The following is a 20777-nucleotide window of genomic DNA, read 5'->3' on the forward strand; positions in this document are numbered from 1 at the left end:
CGTATAAAAAGACGCATAAAAGGTGTGGAAGTTCTCTTTAAGTCTACCGCTGCGCCAGGCCCTTTTCGATCTTGGCGACGATTTCTTTGACGGGCGCGGCAAATTGCCCTTGTGGCTCCAGCCGCAGATATTCCTGAAATTCAGCCAGTGCAGCCTTGGCGTCGCGATGGCGCAACAGGATGTTGCCCATGAGGACGTGCGCCGGAGCAAAGTCCTTACTGATCTCCAGGGCTTTCTGTGCATGCGGTTCGGCGTCCTGCCACTTGCCTAGTCCCCACAGGCTCCTGCCCAGCTCATAGTGGGCCTCCGCCGAATTGGCCAGCTCCAGGCTATGTTGCAGCGGTTTCACGGCGCCGCTGAAGTCGTGCTGCTGGTTCATCGCATTGCCCAGGCCCAGGAACGCCGTAGGATCGCGGGGATTAATCTTGGCCGCTTTTTCAAACGCCGACTGGGCCTGCCCAAATTCCTGCGTCTGCAGGTACGCAGTCCCCAGGAGCAAGTAGCCCATTTCATATTGCGGCTCGAGTTCAACAACCTTCTTGAAATTCTTGATGCTGGCCCTGGGATCATGTTTGTTGAGCAACTCCTGGCCCTTGGCCCACTCTTCCTGGGCCTTGGGCGTTGCAGGTTGCTTGGCTGAAATCGTAGCTCCCGGGCCGCCGGGTGGAACGTTGGGTGCGTCCTTGCTGGTATCGCGCAGCAAGTCCAGGTTGGCGTATCCGGTGCGCGTGGCGGTCAAGTCCAGGACTTGTGTTGCCACCCGGTAACCGGGGTAACGGACGGTCACCACGTAGCGCGCGCCATCTGTAAACTCCTGCCCCTGGTCCACGTGATCAAAAAAGAATTTGCCGCGTGAATCTGTCATGGCGGTGCCGAGTTCGCCGGTGCCGTTGCTGTAGGTCGCGTCGCGTCCCCGTGCGCGGTCCAGCAATACCAGGACTCCTTGCGGCGCGGCACGGCCATCAATGCGGATCTGGCCGTAAATCTGCCGTTCCCGGGCCGACCCGGGAGTCAACTGGGCGCCGGCCGTTGCCGCTAGGCCCAACAGCAAAGTGACGACGAAGCTAGAGCGCAACATAGCCGCCCCTTAGTGGACAATCTCCATTCCCTCGGGCAAAAAATTTTGGGGAGGATCGTGGTCCTCCCCAAAATCGTTGACGCCTCTTGCCGCCTAGAACTCCCAGCGCAGGGAGAACCGGGCGCGGAAAGGCTCCTGATAACCGGTCAGCAACCCGGCGTTGGTGTTGGAATTGCCGGGCTTATTGAAGTCCACGTTGGAGAACGCAGCGCCGCCGGAAAGATCGCGGTTCTGGTCCACCACCGTGGCGGTTTTGGAGTTGGTTACGTTGAACAGGTCCACGGCAAAACGCACCGTGGAGTGCTCGTTGAACTTCCACGGGTAGTCAGCGTGCATGTCGCCCTGGCCAAGCATGGAGGTGCGTCCCAAGGCGCCGCGTCCGCCGATGGGTACTTCACCGGAGTTCTGGTACACCGGATGGTCCGCCAATTGGCTGATCGGCGTGCCGCCCTGGAACCGTATGCCGGTGCCCAAGGTCAGCGACTTGAAGCGTCCGCTCTGCATGGTGTAACTGAAGAACGTATTCAGCAGGTGATGGCGGTCCGTGTTCAACGAGCCAGTCTTGAACTGGTCGCCCAACAGGTTGAACGATCCCGGAGTGAAGTCGAACAACGAGCTGATGCTGGGGTCAGTCTGGGCGTTGTCATTGCGGAACGCGCCTTCGTAGTTGCCGCGCAAGCGGGCAAACCGATAGTTGGCGCGCATCAGCCAGCCGTTGCTGAACCCTTTGTTGAATTCGACTTCGACTGCCTGGTAGTTGCGTACCGGGTTAACGAAGCCGTCTGGTGTGCCGTCAGCTCCAATGGCAGCAGGGGTTGCGCCGCTGGCCAGTGCCGGGAAGCACAACTGCTGGTTGACCAGACCACCGATCAGGTTGCCGTTGGCATCCACCGGCCCCGCAGCGCCGGTGTTTGACGTACCCAGATTCACGGGACCGCTGCAAGCCGCGCCCGCGGCTTGAATGACAGACGCTGGCTCATTGATGAACAGGTCCGTGCTCTTCGACGGGTTGCCGATCACGAAATTCTGCGTGATTCCCGCGACCGCGCCCTCGGGCGAGACGCCCGCCATGTCCTCCACCACTCTCTTCAAGCGGCGGTCAAGATAGCGTACGCTGAAGACCACGCCGTGCTTGAGTTCGTGTTCGTAGCCTACGATCCATTCATCTTCGTACTGCATCTTGGTTCCAGGCGCGAATGCTTCGCCAGCCGCCTGGGCAGACACGATGGGCGCTCCGGCGACACCGCCCGCAGCGTTGTTCAGGAAATGCGCGCCGTCAATGGCAACGGTCAAGGGCAGCGAACCGTCAGCACCTCTAGTCAGTACCTGGCCCGGTGAGCCAGGGGCAAAGAACATTCCGGAAAGATCCAGTTCCGAACTCAGAGACCGGATCGCGGCGTCCAGCGGCATCTGGTAGTTGTAGCGTCCAAAGTTCGCGTAAATCTTGCCTTTGCGATCGCCCTTGGGATCAATCACTACCCCCAACCGCGGGGCCCAGTTACCGGTGAAGGTGTAGCCCACCGCGGTGCCACGCATGGTGTACTGCTCCCAACGCAGCCCGGCGCTTACCGTAATGTGTTTGTTCATGCTCCAGGTGTCGTTGGCATACCCGGCGTAGTACAAACCTTCGGTCGGCGTAAAGTTGCCGCCGAATTGGCCACGGCTCACGTCCAGCGCTATTGGCTGTGGAATAGGGTTCCCGGGCACGAGCGTAACGGGACACAACGTGCAACCGGGCTCAACCAGGACATTGAAACTGGCGTCCGCCAGGGTACCGGGGTTCAGCGGGCAAACGGGACCGGGACAGGTGGAATAAGACACTGCCGCGCCCACTGCGTTGGTGGCCGGCGGAGCGTATTTGGGACCGCTGCGCGTGCGATTGTTGTCATAGTTCAGCAACTGGTCGTTGAAGCCGAGAGACAAGGTGTGCTGGCCCCAGAATTTGACCACCTTGGAGGTATCAACAGTGTACGCGAAATCATTCGCGTCATGGTCTTCTTTGAAACCGAAGCCGGAGAGCGCGATGGGAGCTCCCTGGCTCAAATCCGTAATCGAAAAAATGTCACGCAGCGGTGTTTCCGTAAAGCGGTTGTTGCTCCAGGTAAAGTTTGCATTCACCAGCCACGTCGGAGACATTGTTCCGTTGTAGCGAACCACCCAGTTGCGTGTGCCGTAGTCCCACTTGCTGAAGCCGCCGTCCGTCGAGGACGCCAGCGCCAGGTTCTCAGGACCCTGGTTGTTGCGCGAAGGGTCTCCGAACACGGAAGACTCGATCGAATGCTTGTCATTCATCTTGTACGTCAGCTTGCCGGCGTAGTTGTTCACAAACGTTCGCAGGACGAAGGGGCTGTTGCCGCGAGCAGAGAACAGGCCAACCGGTATGGCCGGATCTGCGGGGGTGGGAATATGGTCATCCGCGAACTGGGGCGCCGTAGCGTAGTTGAACACCCAGGATGGATTGTACGCTCCGAAGAAGAAGAGGTGCTGCTTGAACTTGGGAACGTAGCCGCCGATCTCGCCGCTCACGTCAAAGTCGGCGGGGTTATCAAGCCGCCCGGAATTGAAGAAACGCACGTCGTCAGGACTCTTGCGGGTGGCCGCCATGCTGCGTGACGAACCGTAACCCGCAATGGCGCCATGGTATGCCTGGCCGCCGGACTTGGTGACGATCTGCACCACGCCGCCCGTCGCCTGGCCGTATTGAGGCTCAAAGCCGCCGGTCTTCACCTGGACTTCCTTGATGAAGGTCAGGTTGATGCCGGTACCCACCGAGCCCTGGTTACGGGTGAAGACGCCTAACCCGCCGAAGGCCGCATCGGTAATGTTGACGCCGTCAGCCACGTACAGGTTTTCCAGGCCGGAGCCGCCGGAGATGGAAGGGTTCGCGCGGCCTGCTCCGCCGCTGTCCGCAACTCCCGGAGCCACGTAGAACAGGCTGGAAACATTGCGGGGCGTGGGGATTTTGGAATAGAAAGTGTCGCTCAGGTTTGACCCTGACGCGGTGGAGGTCACATCAACCGTGACGGCTTCAGCGCTCACTTCCACGGTTTCCGTGATGGCGCCCGCTTGCAATTGCATCTTCACGTTCGCCGTGCGACCAATGGCTACTTCCACTCCTTTGACTTCAGAAGCCTTGAAACCTTGCTTCTCGACTTTCAGGCTATACATGCCGGGAGCCAGCCGGCTGAACAGGAAATTTCCCTCAGCATCGCTGTTCACGGTTTCTGAGCCGGTCGGCGTGGCCAGCGTGACTTTGGCCCCGGGAATCACGGCTCCGGTGGTATCCACCACCGATCCGCCCAAATTGCCCTTCACGGCAGATTCCTGCGCAAACGCGCCAACGCCTAAAAACAGGAAGAGGGCACAGATTAAAGCGCCTAGCAAGATTCTCTTTCCCATCATTTGTCGCTCCTTAGAGTTTGCTTATCACCCGATCTTAAAGAATTGCAGACAAGGTTGATTTTGAGTTACACATTCACCGGGAAATTCAGGTGTCTTAGCTGTACTAGCACAACGTCTGCCACTGCGCGATTCATGTGCTTGGCCTTTAGTATTCAAGCGCTTATCGCGAATGCCACAAGCAGCGATCTTGGCGCTCATTCCAAATTCAATAGCGTATATGCAGGAAATAGTACGGTGCTGAACGAAGAAGTTAAAGTCCCGCGTGCGTCATGCTGTCCTTTCGTTCATCAGCAAGCTGATCTAACAGACACGCTTTCAGTCGCTACACGGACATAGCGCGCTCTGGCCTTGAGTCCCAGTGAGATGGGGTGCTCTGGTCCTTGCCCCAGGCGCACAAAGTCCATCATCGCGACCGCGGCAGCACGTGGAAAATCGCCCGACCACCCGCGCGCCAATCCCGGCCGGGGATTATATCGCGATGCGACATCCGCGAAAAGACCCCTCCTGATTTGCGCCCCGTGGATTCAGTGTGATAACTTCCGCTCAGGTTCGCAGAAGAACATCCACGTGGGAGGAATAATGGCGCTGATTGTGGTTCTGGTCCTGATCGGCCTGGTGGTCTTGGTCCTGGCTGGCATGTACAACAGCCTGGTGCAGCTCCGGGTGAGGGCCGACTCGGCTTGGTCGGACATTGACGTGCAACTCAAGCGCCGCCATGACTTGATCCCCAACCTGGTGGAGACCGTCAAGGGTTACGCCGCGCACGAAAAAGGGACGTTCGAAAACATCGCCAAGTTCCGCTCTCAGGCCATGCAAGCCACCACGCCGGGCGACAAAGCTGTGGCAGAAAACCAGCTCAGCGGCGCATTGAAAAGCTTGTTCGCGGTGGCTGAGAATTATCCGGAACTGAAAGCTTCTGAGCAGTTTACCGGCCTGCAGAGCTCGCTCAACTCGATTGAAGACAACATTCAGAATGCGCGGCGCTACTACAACGCCGTGATTCGCGACTACAACACGCGCGTGCAATCGTTCCCCAGCAACATCATTGCCGGCATGTTCGGCTTCACCAGCAAACAGTTCTTTGAAGTAGAGGCGCCCGGCGACCGCGAAAACGTCCAGGTAAAGTTCTGACGCGTGAAGTACTAACCAGATGACGCACAAGGCCAGAGCGTTCTCGCTCCGCGGGATGGGCAGGATAGGGCTCCTTCTTCTCGTTGTCCTGCTGGCCGCTGCACCGGCCTGGGGCAGGAGTATCCGCGTAACGCGCTGGGACACCACAGCGCACGTGGGTTCCGATGGCTCCGCTCGAATCACGGAACAAATCACCTACCTGTTCACCGGGGCGTATCACGGTGTGTACCGCGATATCCCCATCGAGTATCCGGGTCCCCGAGGCAGTAACTACTCCCTGTTCCTGAAAATTGAGAAAGTCACGGACGCCATCGGCTCGCCCCTGAAGTACGAGAAGAGCACCAAAGACGGCTTCCTGAAGCTCAAAGTCACCGTGCCGGGAGCGGTGGACGCCTCCAAGATGGTGATCTTCGAATACTCGGTGGCCAACGCGGTGAAGTTCTTTGGCGATCACGAAGAGTTCTACTGGAATGTGACCGGCAATGATTCGCCCTTGCCCATTGAGCACGCCTCGGCCATCGTCTATTTGCCCGAGAACACCAGTGGTTCGCTGCAGGCGCAGGCCTTCGTCGGCACTTATGGATCGACAGAGCGCGGCCGCGTTTCGGTGGAAGGTCCCGTCGCGAGCGCCGAAACAACTGCGCCTTTGCCCATGCACGGCGGCCTCACGATTGATGTTTACATCCCGAAAGATCTCCTGAAAGAACCGGGTGCATTCACCAAAATCGGCTGGTTCCTGCGCAGCAACCCGATCGTCACCCTACCGCTGTGGGCCTTTGCCGTGATGTTCCCGCTGTGGTGGCTCAAAGGACGCGACCCTGACCCTGGCATGTCTGTGGCGCCCATGTATGAGCCTCCGGAAAAGATGGGGCCGGCGGAAGTCGGCACGCTGATCGATGACAGCGTGGAGCCGCGCGACATCACCTCCGTGATGGTGGACCTGGCGGTCCGCGGCTACATCAAGATCGTGGAGACCCAGAACAAGGGACTGCTCTTCACCACCAAGGATTACGATCTCCAATTGTTGAAAGACCGCAACGACTGGAGCGGCCTCACCGACTACGAGCGCGCCATGCTGGACCGGATTTTTTATGCCGGCAATACCACGCGCGTGTCAGACCTGCGCAACCGCTTCTACACCGCCATTCCCTTGATCAAAGACGAGATCATGGGCGCGCTCAAAACCAAGGGCATGTACACGCTGGACCCTGATTCATCCAAGGCGTACCTGGGATTGGGCGCTTTGGCCGTGCTGGCTCCGTACGCGCTGGCGCAATGGTTCAAGATCGCTGATTTCCTCAACTCCATCGGGCCAGCGATTGTGTGCGTAGTGATCGCCGTGGCCATCATTGTTCTTTTTGGACGGCAGCTCAGCGCCACCAGCATGAAAGGCGCGCGCACCCGCGTGCAGATTCTCGGGTTCCAGGACTTCATGAACCGCGTGGACGCTGACCGGCTCAAGCGCATGCCGCCCGACACGTTTGAGAAGTTTCTGCCTTACGCCATGGCCCTGGGCGTGGAGCATCATTGGGCCAAGGCATTTGAAGGCATTATTCAGAACCCGCCCAACTGGTACCAGGGCGATTGGACAACCTTTAACACCTTCTACTTTGTGAACAGTCTGGGCACTATGTCGCAGACCGCGAGCGCGGCTTTCGTGGCCGCTCCGCGCGCCAGTTCCAGTTCCTCCGGATTTAGCGGAGGCGGCTTTTCCAGCGGGGGCTTCTCCGGCGGCGGCTTTGGCGGCGGTGGCACCGGCGGTTGGTAGTTATTTTGCTCTTTTCCAGTTGTGCCCCGAGGATCGCACCATGGCAGACGAAAACAACAAAGACCCGAAGATTCCCAAGTTGCCCTTCGGCATCCCGGCGCCTCCTCCGGTGGGCGCGTCTCCTGAGGAAACGAAGATGTGGCTGGACAGCCTGGACGAGCAAGGCAAGCAAAAGCTCAAGCAATGGATCGAAAGCCTGAGCGACGATGAATTAGGCCAATTGCTTCCCTGACAACATCTGTCAGACTGAGGCCTTTCCTGAGGAAAAATCAGGCGGAAGCCTCAGAAGCCGGCCCTGCTTAAGGATCTTCTGACCGTGGATCGCCTGGCCCATCCTTGGTATTGCCCGTAGCTTAGGAATCAATTACCCTGCTTAAAGCATTCATGATATAAACCTTCATTCGTTCTTCTCTCATTCCAGAAAGGCGCTTGCAGTGCGGCGCGTGGCTTACGCTGAGGAGGCAAATGTCAGAAGCAAGGACAGGAAAACGGTTTCCGCTTGAGCTGCCGATTCGTATCCACGGCAAAGGCGGCGATGACAAAGGGACCACCGCCGATATGAGCTCCGCGGGCGTCTACATCATGGCCGATGTTGATCTCAATGTAGGCTCGCCCATCGAATTTGATATCACCCTTCCCGCCGCCGTGCTGGGCACCCCCACCGACGTGGAAGTGCGCTGCACCGGGCGCGTGGTGCGCAAAGATACCGAGACGGCGGCCGGCTCCAACGCCGGGAAAAAGAAGAAAAAGAACGGCGTCGCTTGCGTCATTGACCAGTACAAATTCATACGCAAAGGCAAAGGAACCAAGTAATGCTGAAGATCATTTTGGCCGATAACCAAGCTATTTTCCGCACCGGAGCGGCAAAGGTCCTGGCGGTTGAAGACGATCTGCGCATTGTCGCTCAGGCGGAAAACTCAGAAAAGATGATGATGGCCCTGGAAAAATTCCACGCCACGGTGATGATCTTTGGCGCCGATATCCATACCAGCCTTCCCGCGGTCGTAGAGGCCGCGCGCAAATTCAAAACCAAGCTGGTGGCCATCGCCGATACCGGCCAGGATTCCCGCCATTTCCTGACCAACGGCGTGCACGGCGTGATCTACCGCAACGTGAGCGGCGAATCCCTGGTGCAATGCGTGCGCAAAGTCAGCAAGGGCGAGACTTGGGTCCAGGACACGCAGGAGAGCAAAGAAACCGCGGAAAATGATCTGGTGGGAGCGCGGGTGCGCGACCGCCTTACCGCCAAGGAACTAAAGATCGTGGCGCTGATCGTGCAGGGCTATAAGAACAAGGAGATCGCCTCCCAGCTGGGCACCACGGAACAGGTCATCAAAAACTACCTGCGCAATGTGTATGACAAGATTGGCGTCTCTGACCGGCTGGAGCTGGCGTTGTTCACCATCCATCACCGCATTCTGGCGGAAGCCGCAGCCACCTCCGTCGCGGCAGTCGCCACGCAGAGCCGGGCTTAAGAATTTTCAGGAGTAGACGCTTTAGCGGGAAGCGGCGCGTTCGCTGCTCTTCAGCAGTTCGTTGACAATCGTCACCAGCTCTTCCGGATTCACCGGCTTTTCCAGATACAAGTCAGCCAGCGGTTCCGCGGCCTGAAACGCCTCAGCCACAAATCCTGACACCACCACCACGGGCATGCTGCTGTTGTTCTTTGCCGCCTGGACCACGGCACGTCCGTTGGCGTCGCCCAGCCGCCAGTCCGTCACCACCGCATCGTAAACATTGTTCTGCAGCTTATCGATGGCATCGCGCGCGGAGGTGGACGCTGTCACGGTGTGGCCAGCCTGTTCAAGGATGGCACACTTCAGGGTGACCACGTGTGGTTCGTCGTCTACGCAAAGGATCCTGGCCATGATGGGCGTCCTTTAACGGCGGCGCGCCCGCGTTCAGAGCGCGTCTTCGGGGGATATTAGCTGCGGCGAAGACTTTTCTACCCGGAAGCATTCGCCGGACAGCTAAAGCAAACTGCCATATTCTGCTGCACGCGTCCGCCTCAAGTCAAATAAAAGAAAGGCCGGTTCGACGTTCATCGCGGTAGCCATGAACACGCTTGCGGCCTTGACCCGAAAATAGCTGGCAGAAGGCTAGCTGTTGGCCGGCTTGCCGGTGACCGGTCCCGCGTCCCCGATCTTCTCCGCAACCGACTTGGCCTGCGTGAACAGCAGCAGGTAATCCGGCCCGCCGGCCTTGGAATCGGTGCCCGACATGTTGAACCCGCCAAAAGGATGCGCGCCCACCATGGCGCCGGTGCATTTGCGGTTGAAGTACAAATTGCCCACGTGAAATTCATGCCGCGCGCGTTCCAGTTTCTCGCGCGAGGTGGAATACACCGCGCCGGTCAGGCCGAACTCCGTGTTGTTGGCGATCTGCAGCGCGTCGTCGTAATTGCGCGCCTTGATCACCGCCAGCACCGGCCCAAAGATTTCTTCCTGCGCAATGCGCGCCGTGGGGGCAACGTCCGCAATCACCGTGGGCTGTATGAAGTAGCCTTCACCGGCTTCCTTGGCCGCGCCGCCGCCGTTGATCACCCGGCCTTCTTTTTTGCCGACCTCAATGTATTCCAAAATGCTCTTGTACGCGCCCTGGCTCACCACCGGCCCCATGGCCTTGTTTTCCACCGGATCGCCGACCGTGATTTTGTTGACGCGCTCTTTCAGGCGTTCCAGGAACACGGGGTAGATTTTTTCGTCTACGATCACGCGCGAGCACGCCGAGCACTTTTGTCCTTGAAAACCAAACGCGGCTTGAGCCACGCCTTCCACCGCGGCATCCATGCTGGCGTCATCGGCCACAATGATGGAATCCTTGCCGCCCATTTCCAGCACCGTGCGTTTGATCCACTTCTGCCCCGGACGCGGCGCCGCGGCGCGCTGGTTGATGTCCAAGCCAACTTCTTTTGATCCGGTAAAGGCGATGAATCGCAACTGCGGATGCTCCACCAGCCCGGCGCCAAAGCTGGACCCCGAGCCGGGGCAGAAATTCACCACGCCATCGGGAATGCCCGCTTCCTGCAGGACTTCAAAGAATTTTGCGGCGATGGCCGGCGAATCGTGCGACGGCTTCATCACCACGGTATTGCCGGTGACGATGGCCGCCATGGTCATCCCGGCCATGATGGCGCAGGGAAAATTCCACGGCGGAATCACCGCGCCCACGCCCAGCGGGATGTACATCAGCCGGTCGTCCTCGCCCGGCAGAGTGACCGGCGTTTCGGCGTTGGCCAGGCGCAGAGCTTCGCGCGAGTAAAATTCCGCGAAGTCAATGGTCTCGGCGATGTCGGCGTCGGCTTCCGACCAGTTCTTGCCGACTTCATACACCATCCACGCGGCAAATTCGAATTTGCGCTCGCGCAAGATGCCGCCCACGGCGTGGATCAGCGCCGCGCGCTCTTCCACTGACGTCCGCTGCCACCCGGCAAAAGCCGCCAGCGCCGCCTGGATGGCCGGCTCCACGTGCTCCTTGCCCGCGCTCTGAAACACGCCCAACACTTGTGACGGCCGCGCCGGATTCACTGACGTGATCTTGTTCGTGGTCTTGATCAGCTTGTCGCCGATCACCATGTCATATTCCCGGCCCAACTCAGAGCCCACCTTGACCAGCGCCTGGCGCATGGCCCGGGCGTTGTCGGCGTTGGTGAAGTCGGTGAGAGGCTCGTTCTTGAACGGCGTGCGGGGGACGCGCAGCGTAGCGCGCGAAATTTCCAGCGTGGTAGCCATAATATTGTCCTTTTGCGATTAGATATGGGGCTGATGATGTCAGAGAACCTTTTATTCTAACGCAAGCGAAAGCTCGCCGCTGATTACGCTGATAAACACTGATCAGCACGGTGTTAGGTAATGGCCCTTCATGGAGGCACGGAGATCTCATGTCTTGATGAGTCACATGAAACTCTTTTTGGACTCAGGATCTACAGACGCACTTCCAGGTCTGTCATCCTGAGCGTAGCGACGCTGCGCAGCACGGCGTCGCGCAGTCGAAGGATCCCGAGAATCTTTCCAATACCATGCCGTGTCAGGGAGTTTTCCCCACGCACGCCTGGCCAAATCCAAATCTCCCTTGATTTACCGCACTCCTGCCTGTGCCGGTTTAATTACTTTGCAAATAACCACTCAGTAATCTCACCCCCCCACCCCTGGCTCTGTGGCTTTGTTGCAAACAAAAGGACTTATGCCATTCGACCCAACGGTCACCCAACTGTTTACTGGATGGTAAAATTATCCCCTAACTCATTGATTCTTCAAAAATTAGGTGCGGCTTGCCGGTCAGTGCGATTCTTAAGGTTCTGCTCAACCAGCCACAAACCGCTTGCTAGGGTAGTTTTCAAAAGAACCTTCAACCCGCCTCCTGGGCGATTGGGCTTTTCGCCAGGGGCTCGCAGCTACCGGCTCCTGGATATCCTATTCTATCGTCTTGTGTTCGCCCAATCAAGCGCGAATCCGTTCATCCTCGCGCACAGCTGTCAAGTGTCCTGAAGGTCAGTAACGTAACGGCTCACGAGTAGGAACGCTGCGCAGAAAGTGGAAGAGCGGCCCGTTACGTGCCGCGCTGAGCCGTCCATTTTTCTGCGGGCTTCAGCCCCTGAACTTACCTCAGCGTTCTTGGGCTGCCGCCGCCTAGACCGGGGACAATGTAAAGTGGTCTTCCCATAACGTCTGCCAAGTCCACCAGCCCAAAGTCGTGCATTCGGCTGTCGCGGCTGTTGTTGCGATTGTCTCCCAGCACAAAAAGCCTGCCGGCAGGGATGGTCAAAGGCCCAAAGTTGTCCATCTCCGGCAAGAAGACATCGCCCTGGCGCAGAACATAAGGCTCATTCAACTCGACGTCGTTGAGCCAAATTCTCCCGTGAATGCCTCGAACGGTGTCCCCGGGCAGGGCGATCGTTCGCTTCAGGAAAGTAATGCCGGGTTCGTTTGCGAGAGTGAAGGCGACCAGCTCGCCGTGAGCAACGGCTCGCTGGCGATAATATCTGAGGTCTACGATGAAGTGTTCGTCCAGATGAATGGTGCGCTCCATCGCCGCCGACGGTATGCTGAACAACCGAAAGCCCGCTGACCGCAACAACCAATTGGAATGGGCTGCAGCGGCCAGAAACGCCATGGGAAGCAGCGCCGCGAGCCACCATTGTGAAGGTCTTTCCCAGCCAGGCTTCTTTCGATAAGGCGCATCCGTTGCCGCAAAGATGCACAGCGCAACCATGGCAAAAATCAAGCCGATGAGTCCTGCAAAATGCGCCGGCAAACGTACGGGCCAATAAAACAACAGGAGAATGGAGAACAGAAATAAGCAAACCAGACCTTTGATCCTGCGGCCTGCCAGGAGCTGTCCCGCGCCCGGGACCAGCGCCGAAAGAAACCCTGCTGCAAGCAGACGTTGTTTGCCTGGTCCGGTGGCCCGACTGGGCATTGACTGCGAAGGGCTTTCTGCGTTCACGGACTGGAACTATACCAAAACCATGGAGCTCTTTTGATTTTCTTCCAGCCTAGTCTCGCTTCCCTGCATCTAACCTCCTTACAACACCCCAGCGTCTTACTATCCGGGCAAGAAGGAGATTCTTTGTTTCGACCACGGTTTTATTTGTTTTTCTTGACTGCTCTTATTGCGATTGCACTGGCGTCGTCGGCCGGCGCGCAGACGCCGCGCTCCACCATCACCATCCACGTCGGCAAGTCCGGTGTGTTTTCCGGCTTTGGCCACGACCACGTGGTCGTCGCGCCCATCGCCCACGGATCGGTGGACGCCAAGGCCATGGTGGTGGAGATCACCGTAATCACCACGCAGATGAAGGTCACGGACTCAGACGCGTCGGAGAAAGACCGCGCCGAAGTCCAGAAAACCATGCTGGGACCCAAAGTCCTGGACGCGGATAAATTTCCGGAAATCCATTTCAAGTCGTCACGCGTCCAGCAGACCAGCCCGAGGCATTTCCGCGTAACCGGTAAGCTCAGCCTGCACGGTGTGACCAAAGAATTGGAGTTTGAAGTCACCGGCGGACCCCAGCGATACCAGGGCAAGACCAGGTTCAAGCAGACCGAATTCGGGATCGAGCCGGTCAACGCCGGTGGCGGCGCGGTCAAGGTAAAGGACGAGTTGGAGCTGGAGTTCGATATCTATCCCGCGGACCTGGGAAGCAAGCGATAAAAGTGTGGAATTCTTTTAGACTGTAAACAGCATGTGCACCGTCAAATTCATCTGGCTGCGGATTTTCATCTTTCTGGCCGTGGTAGGTTTTCTCGTGGTCCGGAGCCTGTATCCGCACACGCCGCCCGCACAGGCCGCGGCGCGCAAGGCTGTGGTGGTGGAGCTGTTCACTTCCGAAGGCTGCTCCAGTTGCCCTCCGGCCGATATTCTTCTCAGCCAGCTCCGTGAGGACAAATCCCTGAGCGGCATTGAGGTCATCCCGCTGGGCTTCCACGTGGACTACTGGAATTATCTCGGCTGGCAGGACCGTTTTTCCTCCCACGCGTTTTCCCAGCGCCAGGAAAAATACGCGGCAAGGCTTTCGCCCGACGGCCCTTACACCCCGCAGATGGTGGTGGACGGCGCCGAGCAATTCGTCGGCAATGACTCCGGCCGCGCTCGCTCGGCCATCGCCCGCGCTGCCGCCGATTCCGCATCGGCTGCGATCGAGCTGACGCCCGCTTCCGCCGACAAGCTGCTGGTGCGCGTGAAAGCTCCCGCCAACGCTTCCGGCGACGTCCTGCTGGCCGTGACGGAGGACAACCTGGCCAACAAAATCGGCGCAGGAGAAAACAGCGGACGCCTGCTTCGCCACTCCGCCGTGGTGCGCGACTTCCGCCTCCTGGGCCAACTCCATGACGGGGCCTTTCAGTCGGAAGTCTCGCTCAAGATTGAAAAGGACTGGAAGCGCGCTGATCTGCGCGCGGTGGTGTTTGTGCAGGCGCCGGACAACGGAAAGATCGTCGGTGCCGCAACGCTCAAGCTGTGATGAGTCACTGTGTCGCAGCAGGGTGGAGCAGGCATTCATGCCTGCGTTTCAGACAAACCCAGACATGGCCGGCTTCAGCCGCTGAGGTCAGCCTTCAAAGGTCTGCAAGCCGCAAACGGCTCTAGTGATGCTCGGCTTTCTTCTGCGTTTGCGCCGCGTGCGCGGCGTCGTCCGGCTTCTGGATCTCCCGCTGCTCCACCGGCGACGACAGAACAATGGAAGTGGACGTGGTGCCGTACGGCGTCAGGCGGTCAATCAGGTTCTCCAGGTGTTCCACCGAACGCACGTGCACCTTCATGATGAACGAATCGGCGCCGGTGCCGCGATGGCACTCCACCACTTCGGGTGATGCTTTCACCACGCCGGTGATCTTGGCGAACACGTCGCCTACCACCGACATGCGAATGAACGCGGTGATCGGCATGCCGACTTTCATGGGGTCCACGTCAGCGTGGTATCCCACTATGATGCCGGCTTCCTCCATGCGCTTCACGCGTTCCACCACCGCTGGAGTTGTCAGGCCCACTCGGCGTCCGAGCTCAGCGTAGGAAAGCCGCCCGTTCACCTGCAACTCATGGAGCAGCTTCCAACCGATTTGATCTAATAGTTTCTCGTTCTTTAAAGTCGAGTCCATTTTGGGTTGATATTGTAAAACAGATTGGGGATTGTCTCTAATATCGGTTTTGCTCCATCACGCATTAGAGAATTTTAAATATTTGCCCGCCCCGACGAAGCCCCATATTAAACCATTAGTGTTGTAATTCTGCCTAGAGCTAATATGGCAATTTGGTAATAACTTCACCGTCGCCTTAAATTACTTGCTGTTAATCACTTACAAGTACCATCGCTCCCTGCGCTGGTTGCTCGCAACCCCTCAGCCTGGCTGTGAAGGAACAAAAATTCGCGTGGCGGCGAAAATGGCCTGCCTCAAATCGAGCGATCCTTTGCTTCCTCAACCGGCGGCTTATTCTGCCCGAAACGATGACAAGAACCCAAGCTCAACAATTCTGTCCGTGGCGACAAATTCGCAAGCAGGGCCGTCTGAAAAAGCGCGCGTGGCTTTCGCGATCCAAGGCGGCTCTTCCGGACGTCGCACACATCAAGCTCTACCAGCATCATTTTTTTCTGTCTCTATGCTCTTCGAAGCAGCGGCCTGGGAATACCAACCTGAAGGTGCTTGGTACTGACGGTTTCGCTTGATTTAAAGCCCAAGCCAATATAAAAATAAAGTTTCCAATACTTTTGGCGTGCTCGACTGCCCAGTTACCTCCCTGGTTTTCAATTTTTGGGTGCAACTTTTTCAATGGACAGGATCGTAATCACAAACCAGGAAGTGGACCACGCGCCGCAGCAAGTACCGGGCGTCGCGCAGCCTAAGCCCTATCTTCCCGACCCCGTTCCCTGGTGGGTCCGCCTGCTTCTGGTTCCGCTGGTGCTGGTGCTGCCGTTGTTGAGTCTGGCGGCGCTGATCGTGCGGGTCTCCCTGCGCAAGCAAACGCCGCGGGTGTTGCAGGCGTGGTGGTCGTACCTGCTGACGCTGCTGATCATCAGCGGCTTCCTTACGACTCTGCTGGTGGTGCTGGGCTTCTCTTTGAACTGGATGCCCACGCCGGAAGTGGTCGGCTCGGCGCTGGCCAGCCTGGACGAGCGCTCCAGCTTCCCTGATCTGCCTTCCGACAAGATCATGTCCGGCGTGCAACTGAGTTCCACGCTGCGGCCGCTGGTATTGATGGCTTCGCCTGCGGCCAAACGGTGGTTCAGCAAGACCGCGAGCACATCAGGCCTGCTGGGCGCAGCGTTGATCCTGCAATCGGATTCGCATGGTTATCTGCTGGCCACCGCCCGGCACGTGGCTGACGGTGAAGGCTGGCAATCCCGTCACGGCGCGCAAAAGGTGATGGTTTCTGACGGCATGAACGGCTGGGCCGGCGCCCAGGTGGTCGCGCGCCACAAACGCCAGGACATTGCCTTGTTGTGGCTGGAGCGGCGCAGTGGCGACGTGGATTTCCGCCAGTCCATCGCCAACTACTCGAGCGTGCAGACCGGCGAGAAGATCTACGTCATCGGCCATCCGGAGGGGTTGAACTTCAGCATTAGCAACGGCATTGTGTCGCGCACGCCCGGCGATGAAGTGTTGCAGGTGTCCGCGCCGGTCAGTCCCGGCAACAGCGGCGGCCCGCTCTATGACGAGTACGGCAACCTGCTGGGCGTGGTGGTTGCCAAGGTCGCAAAGACCATGGACCCGGAGGCGGAGAACCTGAATTTTGCCGTCAGCACAGACGTTTTTCTGCATGAGCATGACTGGGAAGTGGTGGGCAGCGGCCCCGCGAGCAGCGCGTTCACTGACTTTCTGCACCAGGCCAAAGTGCGCAAAGCGCCGGCGGACTCCGGCGCCTCCCGATAAGGAATGTTCCAAACAACATGGCAAACATCACAGTGACGGTTTACGATTCCACGGAAAACAAGCGGGTGCCGGTTGAGTTGCCGGACGATGCGCCGGCCAACCGCATCATTGCCGTGCTGGTGGAGAAGCTGCAACTGCCGCGCAACGGCCCCGATGGCGCTCCGCTGAGCTACAAGTTCCATCACAAAAACTCCGGCCGCCAGATCCAGGACGCGCAGACGTTGGCCGACGCCGCGGTGAAAGACGGCGACATCCTGCGCCTTCAGCCGGAAATCACCGCCGGAGCGCGATGACCCGATGATCCGCACTACCGCTCCATCTCAGACGAATTCGGCAGCCGGCTCCGCAGACAAGAAGACTGCGGTACCTGCCGGCGGGAACGCTGGGCGGCAAGAATCTGCGGCGGTTGTCTCGGAAGAAGACCGGTTCAGCCGCTTTCGTCTCATTCCCTGGTGGGACCAGGAAAAAATCCGTGCGGCCCGTGTGCTGGTGATCGGCGCCGGGGCCTTGGGAAATGAAATCCTGAAAAACCTGGCGCTGCTGGGCTTCGCCAAAATCGTCGTCGTGGATCTGGATTCGATTGACGCTTCCAACCTCTCCCGCAGCATTCTGTACCGCTCCTCGGACATCGGGCAGCGCAAGGCCGACGTGGCTGCGCGCGCCACGCGTGAAATTTTCCCTGAAGCCCAGGTGCATCCCATCACCGCCAACGTGGTCCACGGCCTGGGACTGGGCATCTTCGGCTGGGCGGACGTGGTGCTGGCCGGCCTGGACAACCGCGAAGCCCGCCTGTGGATCAACCGTGCCTGCTGGAAGATGAACAAGCCGTGGATTGACGGCGCCATCGAGGGCATCAACGGTGTGGCCCGCGTTTTTCTGCCCGGCACGCCGCCCTGCTACGAATGCACGCTGGGAGAAACTGACTGGGCCATCCTGAACAAGCGGATGTCCTGCAACCTGCTCACGCTGGAGAGTGACGCCGAAGGCAAAGTACCCACCACGCCCACCATATCCTCTATTATTGCCGGCCTGCAGGTGCAGGAAGCGTTGAAGCTGCTGCACGGATTGCCCGTGCTGGGCGGGCGCGGATTCATCTTTGAGGGGCTCAACCACACTTCGTACCGTGTGGAGTACACGGAAAACTCCGATTGCATGAGCCATTACACTTTTGCCGAAGTTGTGAAGCTGCCGCAAAAATCGTCTGACCTGACTCTAGCCGCGCTCTTCGCCCAAGCACAACGCGATCTGAGCGCCCAGGAAATCTCACTCGAATTCAGCCGCGACGTGGTGCACAAGCTGCAGTGTCCCAAGTGCGAAGCGGAAGAGATGCCTGGCGCGGAAGAAGAATTGTTTGCCGCCGTGGGCACGGTGCCGTACGCGCGCGGCAAATGTCCAGGGTGCGGCGCGATGCGAACTGTAATCACCGCCCACGGCTTCAGCGGCGCTGAAGACTTTGGCGCGCGCACCCTGGACAATCTGGGACTCCCATTGTTTGACGTTTTCACCGCACGTTCAGCAGAGCGGGAGATCGCCTACCTGATCGCCGGCGACGCGCCCGCCGTGCTGGGGCCTTTGGAGTCTGCATCGCGCAAGGGGGCTCCGCCGGCATGAGTAAGGCTCCAAAAATCAAAGTCAAGATCCAGCCCGCGGTGGTCATGGAAGCCGAAGTTGCGCGCAAAATCCGCCAGCACTCCCGGACTTCCATGAAAGCCGAGGTTTGCGGCGTGCTGATCGGCGAGACCAGCGACGAACGCACTCTGGTGGAAGCCTGTATTGCCGGCGTGAACGCCGCCCAGGGTGGGGCCCACGTCACCTTTACCCAGGACACCTGGGAGCACATTTACCAGATCAAAGACCGCCAGTATCCTGACTCCAAGATCGTCGGCTGGTACCACTCGCATCCCGGCTTCGGCGTATTTCTGTCTGAGCATGACCTGTTCATCCACGAAAACTTTTTTTCCAGCCCGCAGCAGATCGCCTGGGTCTACGATCCTCACACCGACGAAGAAGGCTGCTTCGGCTGGGTCAGCGGCAAAATCGAAAAGCTTTCCGGAGTGCGCTTTGGCTATTCGCAAAGCGTGGAGCTGACTGGACCGCAGGGCAACGAAGATGAAGCCGCTGCCGACGAAGACGCCGAAGACCACGGCTTCATGCTGGGCGGCCCGCCGGGCAAAAAGGGCCGCGCCGGGCCTGCGCCGGAGCCGGTGTGGGTAACATGGGCCAGCCGCATTCTGGGCTATTTGGCGGTAGCGGCGCTGGGGTTCGGGCTGGGCTACATGTTCTTCGAATACCGCTACGCGCCTGTCCTTGAGACCTACCAGCAGATCTTGCGGCATCCGATTGAGGCGTGCCAGCAGCTCTTGCAGCCATACCTGCAGCCGCCCGGCGCCGTAGCGCCGGAGCCTCAGAATCCGCCACCGGCTGCGCAGCAGGAGAAGCCACCGGCGGATAAAGGAAAGAATGGCAAACGCTGACGACAAACCGACTTTGAAGATCACGCTGGAGGACCTGGAGAAAGTGGCCGTCTCCAGCGAAGCTGCCGGGGCCCCGCTTGCGCCCGGAGCGCCCGGAGCGGCGCGGCAGTACGGCAACATCTCCATGTCCGGCACGGAGCCGGTGGCCGACGACGAAGGCAAGTCCAACATCTTTCTGCAAGGCTGGTTCTATCTGGGCGCGGCTGGACTCATCGGGGCGCTGATCGGCTGGGGGATTTGCGAGCCTCGGTTCATGGACCCGCCGGTAGCGCATCGCTGGGGCAACATTTGGATGATGCCTCTGATCGCGGCGTTCATGTGCCTGGGCTACGGCATTGCGGAAAGCATTGTCGAACGGTCGTTGCAGAAAGCGCTGTGGCGCGGATTGCCGGCGCTGCTGCTGGGAGTGGTCGGCGGTTTCATTTTTGATCGGATAGCCAGCATTCTGTTCTACATTCTTCGGGCGATCATATTTGAGCTGGGCGTACAGACCTACAGGAATCCTGCGTTCTGGATCTCGCGCGGCCTGGCGTGGATGGTTTTCGGCGTGGTCGGCGGAATTGTTTACGGCCTGGTGGACCGCTCCGGCAAGAAAGTCCGCTACGGGATTCTGGGCGGGATCGTGGGCGCCGGGCTGGGCGGGATGGTTTTTGATCCCATCTCCATGGCGACGCACGCCGGCGCTCCCAGCCGCGCGATTGGTTTTGCCATGCTCGGTCTGGCCACGGGCGTGGCCATGGGCATTGTGGAAAGCGCCCTCAAAGACCGCTGGATGTACGTTGCTTCCGGCCCGCTGGCAGGCAAGCAGTTCATTTTGTATAAGCCGCAGACGGTCATCGGCAGCAGCCAGCAGTGCGACATCTATCTCTTCAAAGACACCTCCATCCTTCCCCAGCACGCGACCATCGAACTGCGCGGCGCGCAAACGTTTATCTACGCCGCCGGCCAGGTCTATGTTTCCGGACAGCCGGTGAAAGCCCGCGCCCTGCAGAACGGCGACCTCATCCAGGTGGGACGTTACGCGTTCCACTTCCGCGAGAGGCAGCGATGAGCGGCCCCGCGGTCTGTCCTTATTGCCGGATGGATTTCGCCGAAGACGGTCCGGCGAAGATCTACTGCACGGCGTGCGGCATGCCGCACCATGAAGACTGCTACATGGAAAACGGCGGTTGCACGGTATTCGGTTGCCCGCGCGCTCCGGCGGACGACCCTAAACTGCAGGTGTCCCAGCAGGAACTGGGCTCGGTGATGATGACGCCGCAAACGAATGTGCCCACGTTCGGCCAATACGGCCGCTATGCCCAATATCAGCAGCAGCCGTCGCCTTACCCGGCGGGGACCGCCAAGAGCCGGACCACGTTTGTAGTGCTGGGAGTCTTTCTGGGAATGTTCGGCGCGCACAACTTCTATGCTGGCTATACCGGAAAAGCCGTCGGCCAATTGTGCCTGTCCATCCTCACGCTCGGCTATTTGCTGGTAGTGTCCTGGATCTGGGCCATTGTGGAGATTTGCGTTGTTCAAAAAGACAGCGCTGGTTTACAGTTCAGCTAGCGGAGGAA

General features: G+C 59.0%; 20 protein-coding genes. 14 read left to right on the forward strand and 6 right to left on the reverse strand.

Annotated elements, in window-relative coordinates:
- Positions 1-43: 43 nt before the first annotated feature.
- Both LAO20_00815 and LAO20_00820 read right to left on the reverse strand, forming a co-directional pair.
- Positions 44-1078 (reverse strand): tetratricopeptide repeat protein, encoded by a 1035-nt coding sequence (locus LAO20_00815; protein MBZ5529945.1) that lies wholly within the window; start codon positions 1076-1078, stop codon positions 44-46.
- A 93-nt stretch (positions 1079-1171) separates the two neighbouring features.
- The gene (locus tag LAO20_00820) at positions 1172-4393 is read right to left on the reverse strand and encodes a carboxypeptidase regulatory-like domain-containing protein (GenBank protein MBZ5529946.1); all 3222 of its coding nucleotides are present in this window, start codon (positions 4391-4393) and stop codon (positions 1172-1174) included.
- Between the two features lie 666 nt (positions 4394-5059).
- On the opposite strand from LAO20_00820, the gene LAO20_00825 reads away from it, so the two are divergent.
- The 5 genes from LAO20_00825 (at position 5060) to LAO20_00845 (ending at position 8854) form a co-directional block, all read left to right on the forward strand.
- Complete coding sequence (locus LAO20_00825; protein MBZ5529947.1) at positions 5060-5611, forward strand: LemA family protein; 552 nt, start codon at positions 5060-5062, stop codon at positions 5609-5611.
- A 19-nt stretch (positions 5612-5630) separates the two neighbouring features.
- On the forward strand, positions 5631-7379 hold the full coding sequence (locus LAO20_00830; protein MBZ5529948.1) for a DUF2207 domain-containing protein: 1749 nt from the start codon (positions 5631-5633) through the stop codon (positions 7377-7379).
- A 40-nt stretch (positions 7380-7419) separates the two neighbouring features.
- A complete protein-coding gene (locus tag LAO20_00835) occupies positions 7420-7611 on the forward strand; it encodes a hypothetical protein (GenBank protein MBZ5529949.1) in 192 nt (63 codons plus the stop codon).
- Between the two features lie 233 nt (positions 7612-7844).
- Positions 7845-8192: a PilZ domain-containing protein gene (locus LAO20_00840; protein ID MBZ5529950.1), complete on the forward strand. Its 348-nt coding sequence runs from the start codon at positions 7845-7847 to the stop codon at positions 8190-8192.
- A complete protein-coding gene (locus tag LAO20_00845; GenBank protein MBZ5529951.1) occupies positions 8192-8854 on the forward strand; it encodes a response regulator transcription factor in 663 nt (220 codons plus the stop codon). The genes LAO20_00840 and LAO20_00845 overlap by 1 nt, the downstream gene beginning before the upstream one ends.
- A 21-nt stretch (positions 8855-8875) precedes the next feature.
- Here LAO20_00845 and LAO20_00850 read toward each other — a convergent pair whose 3' ends face one another.
- The 3 genes from LAO20_00850 to lepB all read right to left on the reverse strand — a co-directional run bounded on the left by LAO20_00850 (position 8876) and on the right by lepB (position 12797).
- Positions 8876-9247 (reverse strand): response regulator, encoded by a 372-nt coding sequence (locus LAO20_00850; GenBank protein MBZ5529952.1) that lies wholly within the window; start codon positions 9245-9247, stop codon positions 8876-8878.
- A gap of 231 nt (positions 9248-9478) precedes the next feature.
- Positions 9479-11110: an L-glutamate gamma-semialdehyde dehydrogenase gene (pruA, locus tag LAO20_00855; protein MBZ5529953.1), complete on the reverse strand. Its 1632-nt coding sequence runs from the start codon at positions 11108-11110 to the stop codon at positions 9479-9481.
- Between the two features lie 868 nt (positions 11111-11978).
- Entirely contained in the window at positions 11979-12797 is an 819-nt protein-coding gene (gene lepB / locus LAO20_00860; protein MBZ5529954.1) for a signal peptidase I, read from the reverse strand.
- 180 nt (positions 12798-12977) lie between these two features.
- Here lepB and LAO20_00865 point away from each other — a divergent pair, with 180 nt between their 5' ends.
- Together LAO20_00865 and LAO20_00870 are read left to right on the forward strand one after the other, a co-directional pair.
- Complete coding sequence (locus LAO20_00865; protein MBZ5529955.1) at positions 12978-13532, forward strand: YceI family protein; 555 nt, start codon at positions 12978-12980, stop codon at positions 13530-13532.
- Between the two features lie 31 nt (positions 13533-13563).
- On the forward strand, positions 13564-14340 hold the full coding sequence (locus LAO20_00870) for a DUF1223 domain-containing protein (GenBank protein MBZ5529956.1): 777 nt from the start codon (positions 13564-13566) through the stop codon (positions 14338-14340).
- A 121-nt stretch (positions 14341-14461) separates the two neighbouring features.
- Here the strand turns inward: LAO20_00870 and LAO20_00875 are convergent, their stop codons facing one another.
- Positions 14462-14974: an Lrp/AsnC family transcriptional regulator gene (locus LAO20_00875; GenBank protein MBZ5529957.1), complete on the reverse strand. Its 513-nt coding sequence runs from the start codon at positions 14972-14974 to the stop codon at positions 14462-14464.
- 271 nt (positions 14975-15245) lie between these two features.
- Here LAO20_00875 and LAO20_00880 point away from each other — a divergent pair, with 271 nt between their 5' ends.
- The 7 genes from LAO20_00880 (at position 15246) to LAO20_00910 (ending at position 20769) form a co-directional block, all read left to right on the forward strand.
- Complete coding sequence (locus LAO20_00880; protein MBZ5529958.1) at positions 15246-15527, forward strand: hypothetical protein; 282 nt, start codon at positions 15246-15248, stop codon at positions 15525-15527.
- A gap of 116 nt (positions 15528-15643) precedes the next feature.
- Positions 15644-16744, forward strand: a complete 1101-nt coding sequence (locus tag LAO20_00885) for a serine protease (protein MBZ5529959.1) — start codon at positions 15644-15646, stop codon at positions 16742-16744.
- Positions 16745-16761: 17 nt separating this feature from the next.
- Positions 16762-17037 (forward strand): EsaB/YukD family protein, encoded by a 276-nt coding sequence (locus LAO20_00890; protein MBZ5529960.1) that lies wholly within the window; start codon positions 16762-16764, stop codon positions 17035-17037.
- Positions 17038-17041: 4 nt separating this feature from the next.
- Positions 17042-18355, forward strand: a complete 1314-nt coding sequence (locus LAO20_00895) for a ThiF family adenylyltransferase (protein ID MBZ5529961.1) — start codon at positions 17042-17044, stop codon at positions 18353-18355.
- Positions 18352-19218: a Mov34/MPN/PAD-1 family protein gene (locus LAO20_00900; GenBank protein MBZ5529962.1), complete on the forward strand. Its 867-nt coding sequence runs from the start codon at positions 18352-18354 to the stop codon at positions 19216-19218. The genes LAO20_00895 and LAO20_00900 overlap by 4 nt, the downstream gene beginning before the upstream one ends.
- On the forward strand, positions 19205-20269 hold the full coding sequence (locus LAO20_00905; GenBank protein ID MBZ5529963.1) for an FHA domain-containing protein: 1065 nt from the start codon (positions 19205-19207) through the stop codon (positions 20267-20269). The genes LAO20_00900 and LAO20_00905 overlap by 14 nt, the downstream gene beginning before the upstream one ends.
- Complete coding sequence (locus LAO20_00910) at positions 20266-20769, forward strand: NINE protein (GenBank protein ID MBZ5529964.1); 504 nt, start codon at positions 20266-20268, stop codon at positions 20767-20769. The genes LAO20_00905 and LAO20_00910 overlap by 4 nt, the downstream gene beginning before the upstream one ends.
- The last annotated feature ends 8 nt before the right edge of the window (positions 20770-20777 follow it).

This window comes from Terriglobia bacterium (assembly GCA_020072815.1).
Classification (GTDB): domain Bacteria; phylum Acidobacteriota; class Terriglobia; order Terriglobales; family Acidobacteriaceae; genus Angelobacter.